This is a genomic window from Pseudomonas sp. NFACC37-1 (genome assembly GCF_900101575.1).
Taxonomy (GTDB): domain Bacteria; phylum Pseudomonadota; class Gammaproteobacteria; order Pseudomonadales; family Pseudomonadaceae; genus Aquipseudomonas; species Aquipseudomonas fluorescens_AA.
The window spans coordinates 1-5,143 of the sequence record NZ_FMUZ01000075.1; the positions used below are offsets into that span (position 1 = coordinate 1).

General features: G+C 64.6%; 1 protein-coding gene. It reads left to right on the plus strand.

What is annotated here, in order from left to right; genetic code table 11:
* On the plus strand, positions 1-5,143 hold a 5,143-nt coding region (locus tag BLP82_RS29800), incomplete at both ends, for a non-ribosomal peptide synthetase (protein WP_139198012.1).

The window sequence follows — 5,143 nt, forward strand, 5'->3', positions numbered from 1 at the left end:
GAAGCTGGCGCCGCAGCGCTTCGAGGCCGATGCCACGGCCGGTGATGTCGCCACACAACTGGCGAGCCGCTTCGATGCACGCCACTACCGCCTGGACCTGCGCCGTGCGCCGATGCTGCAGTTGGTCTACGCCCAGGATGAGGCCCATGACCGCTGGGTGGCGATCCTGCTGTTCCACCACATGGCGCTGGACCATACCGCGCTGGACGTGATGCAGCATGAAATGCAACTGCACCTGTTGGGGCAAGGCGAGCGATTGGGCGACGCGATGCCTTATCGCAACTATGTGGCCCAGGCGCGACTGGGGGCGAGCGAGGCGGAACACGAGGTGTTCTTCCGCGACATGCTCGGCGATATCGACGAGCCAACACTGCCCTTTGGCTTGCAGGATGTGCAGGGGGACGGCCATGGCATCGATGAGATCCGCGAGCCGGTGGATCTCGTGCTGTCCAGGCGTCTGCGGGCCCAGGCCAGGCAATTGGGCGTCAGTGCCGCCAGCCTGGTGCACCTGGCCTGGGCGCAAGTGCTGGGCAAAGTGTCCGGCAAACCGGATGTGGTGTTCGGTACGGTATTGCTGGGCCGGATGCAGGGCGGTGAAGGGGCCGACCGGGCGCTGGGGATGTTCATCAACACCTTGCCGTTGCGCGTGGATGTGGGCACCCAGGATGTGCGCACCGGGGTCAAGGCGACCCACGCCCGACTGACAGACCTGCTGGGCCATGAACATGCCTCCCTGGCGCTGGCCCAGCGTTGCAGTGGCGTGGCGGCACCGACGCCGCTGTTCAGCGCCTTGCTCAACTACCGTCATAGTGCCGCCGAGGTGACCCAGGATGGCCTCTCGGCCTGGAACGGGATCGAGGCACTCAGTGGTGACGAGCGCACCAACTACCCACTGACCCTCAACGTCGACGACCTTGGGGAAGGTTTCTCCCTCACGGCCCTGGTCGAAACCTCGATCGGTGCCGCACGCATCTGTGGCTACATGCAGATGGCGCTGGACAGCCTGGTCACCGCCCTGGAGCAAGCGCCGCACACTGCGCTGCACGCCTTGACGGTCCTGCCGCCAGCCGAACGCCGGCAGTTGCTGGAAACCTGGAACACCCGGGATGCCGAATACGCCGCAGATGCCCTGATCCATCGTCAGTTCGAAGCCTGGGCAATGGCCCAGCCTGACGCCGTGGCGGTGGTCCATGAAGAACAGACGCTGACTTATGGCCAGCTCAATGCCCGCGCCAACCAGCTGGCCCACAGCCTGTTGGCCGTGGGGATTCGTCCGGACGACCGGGTGGCGATCTGTGTCGAGCGCGGCCTGGACATGATCGTCGGCCTGTTGGGCATCCTCAAGGCGGGGGCGGGCTACGTGCCGCTGGACCCGGCCTATCCGGCCGAACGCATTGCCTACATGTTGCACGACAGCAGCCCGGTAGCGCTGGTGACCCAACGGGAATGGCGTGAAACCCTGCCACCATTGAGCGTGCCGACCGTGCTGCTCGATCCGCTCGAAGACAGCGAAATGGAGCAGCAGCCACGGCATAACCCGGATGTACCGGGCCTTGGGGCCAGTCACCTGGCCTATGTGATCTATACCTCCGGTTCCACTGGCTTGCCCAAGGGCGTGATGGTCGAACACCGTAACGTCGCGCGGTTGTTCTCGGCCACCCAGCCATGGTTCGACTTCGGCCCGCAAGACGTCTGGGCACTGTTCCATTCCTTCGCCTTCGATTTCTCGGTGTGGGAAATCTGGGGCGCGCTGACCCAGGGCGGCCGCCTGCTGGTGGTGCCGCAATTGGTCAGCCGCTCCCCGCAATACTGCTATGCGCTGCTGTGTGAGGCCGGGGTGACCATCCTCAACCAGACGCCGAGCGCGTTCCGCCAATTGATCGCGGCCCAGGGCGAGAGCGACCTGAACCACAGCCTGCGCCAGGTGATCTTCGGCGGCGAAGCGCTGGAAACCGGGATCCTCAAGCCCTGGTACGCTCGTCAAGCCAACGCCCGCACGCAATTGGTGAACATGTACGGCATCACCGAAACCACCGTGCACGTGACCTACCGTGCACTGTGTGCGGCCGACGCCCAACTGACCGGTGTCAGCCCCATCGGCAAACGCATCCCTGACTTGCAGTTGTATGTACTCGACGCACAACACGAACCCGTACCGGTCGGTGTGGTCGGCGAAATGTTCGTCGGTGGCGCGGGTGTGAGCCGTGGTTATCTGAATCGCGATGAGCTGACCGCCGAGCGTTTCCTCGACAACCCCTTCAGCGATGAGCCGAACGCCCGCATGTACAAGACCGGTGACCTGGGTCGCTGGCTGGCGGACGGCAGTATCGAATACCTGGGGCGTAACGATGACCAGGTGAAGATCCGCGGCTTCCGTATCGAACTGGGTGAGATCGAGGCCAAGCTGGCCGCCTGCAACGGCGTGCGTGAAGCCGTGGTCCTGGCGCGCCAGGACACCCCGGGTGACCAGCGCCTGGTGGCCTACGTGATTGCCGAAGAGGGCGAGCCACCGTCGGCGGCCGAACTGCGCGCCGAGCTATTGGGCTCCCTGGCGGAATACATGGTGCCCAGCGCGTTCGTGATGTTGACGGTATTCCCGCTGACCACCAACGGCAAGTTGGACCGCAAGGCGTTGCCGGTGCCCGACCAGTCCTCGGTGGTGACCCGTGAATACGAGGCGCCTCAAGGCGAAGTCGAGACGGCGATTGCGCGGATCTGGCAAGACCTACTGCAGGTGGAGCAGGTCGGCCGTCATGACCATTTCTTTGAAATGGGCGGCCATTCGCTGCTGGCAGTGAAGCTGGTCGAGCGCATGCGCCAGATCGACCTGGCTGCCGATGTCCGTGTGCTGTTCGGCCAGCCAACGCTGGCGGCATTGGCGGCGGCCGTAGGCGGCGTGCGCGAAATCGTGGTGCCGGCCAACCTCATTCCCGCCGACTGCACACGGATCACACCGGACATGTTGCCCCTGGTCGATCTGGACCAGGACGGTATCGACCGCGTCGTCGCGTCGGTGCCGGGCGGTGTGCGCAACGTGCAGGATATCTATGCCCTTGCTCCATTGCAGGAGGGGATCCTGTATCACCACCTTGCGGCGGCCCAGGGCGACCCCTATTTGCAATATGTACAGTTCACCTACGACAGCCGCGCCCGCTTGGACGACTTCGCCAGGGCGTTGCAAGACGTGGTGTCTCGCCACGATATCCTGCGCACGGGCGTGGTCTGGGAAGGGCTGGACGAACCTGTGCAAGTGGTCTGGCGCGAGGCCCGACTGGGGCTCGATGAGATCGTGCTGGACCCGGCGGCGGGAGATATCGCGCAACAACTGCGCGAGCACCTGCACCCTCGCCATCATCGCCTGGACATCCGTCAGGCACCGATGATGCGCATCGGTTATGCCGAAGACGTGGCGAACAATCGCTGGGTCGGCATGCTGCTGTTCCACCACATGGTCGACGACGCGACGTCTCTGGCCATGCTCACGGCGGAAATCGAAGCTCATGTGATGGGGCGCGAGCATCTGCTGGCAGCCTCGGTGCCGTATCGCAACTATGTAGCCCAGGCCCGTCTGGGTATCAGCCGCGAAGAACACGAAGGGTTCTTCCGCGAGATGCTGGGCGATGTGACCGAGCCGACGTTGCCGTTCGGCCTGCAGGATGTGCAGGGCGACGGACGTGGGATCGAAGAAGTCCGCCAGCCGGTCGATGGAGCGCTCAGCCAGCGCCTGCGGGCGCAGGCCCGTCAACTCGGGGTGAGCGCGGCGAGCCTGTATCACTTGGCCTGGGCGCAGGTGCTGGGCCGTGTCTCGGGCAAGGACGACGTCGTGTTCGGCACCGTGTTGCTGGGCCGGATGCAGGGCGGCGAGGGCGCCGACCGGGCTCTGGGGATGTTCATCAACACCTTGCCGTTGCGTGTGGAACTGGGCACGCAGGGTGTACGTGCCGGGGTCAAGGCGACTCATGCACGCTTGACCGCCTTGCTTGGCCATGAGCATGCCTCTTTGGTGCTGGCCCAGCGTTGCAGTGGTGTGACCGCGCCGGCACCCTTGTTCAGCGCACTGCTGAACTATCGTCACCTTGGTGCGCAGACGGCTTCCAGCGAAGCCATCGCGGCCTGGGAAGGTATCCAGGTACTGGGTGGCGAAGAGCGGACCAACTATCCGCTGACGTTGTCGGTGGATGACCTGGGCGAAGGCTTCAACCTGACCGTCATGGCTGAAGCGTCGATCGGCGCCGGGCGTGTCTGCGGCTATGTGCAATGCGTGCTGGAACATCTGCTGGAGGCGCTGGAGCAGTTGCCCCTGGCGCCATTGGGCGAGTTGCAGATCCTGCCGCCGGCCGAGCGCCGGCAACTGCTGGAAACCTGGAATGCCTCCGATGTGGTCTACGCCGACAATGCGCTGATCCATGGGCAGTTCGAGGCACGTGCGGCGACACAACCTGATGCCGTGGCCGTGGTGTTCGAGAGCCGGACGCTGACCTACGGTGAACTCAACGCCCGGGCCAACCAGCTCGCGCATCACTTGCTGGCCCTGGGCATTCGCCCGGATGATCGGGTGGCGATCTGTGTCGAGCGTGGCCTGGACATGATCGTCGGCCTGTTGGGCATCCTCAAGGCGGGCGCCGGTTATGTACCGCTGGACCCGGCCTATCCCCTGGAGCGCCTGGCCTTCATGATCGAGGACAGCGCCCCGGTGGCTATCGTCGTGCACACCGCGACCCAACCGCTGCTGATCGACGAATCGGTGCGGCTGATTGACCTCGACAATTGCGGATTGGCCAGTCAATCCGTGGAGAATCCGACGGTGTCGGGATTGACGTCGCAGCACCTGGCGTACGTGATCTACACCTCCGGCTCCACCGGTTTGCCCAAAGGGGTCATGGTCGAGCACCGCAACGTGGCCCGGCTGTTCTCGGCCACGCAACCGTGGTTCGACTTCGGCCCGCAGGACGTGTGGGCACTGTTCCATTCCTTCGCCTTCGACTTCTCGGTCTGGGAAATCTGGGGCGCGCTGACCCATGGCGGCCGCTTGTTGGTGGTGCCGCAGCTGGTCAGCCGTTCGCCGCAGGAGTGCTATGCGCTGTTGTGCGAGGCCGGTGTCACGGTGCTGAACCAGACGCCAAGCGCGTTCCGCCAGTTGATC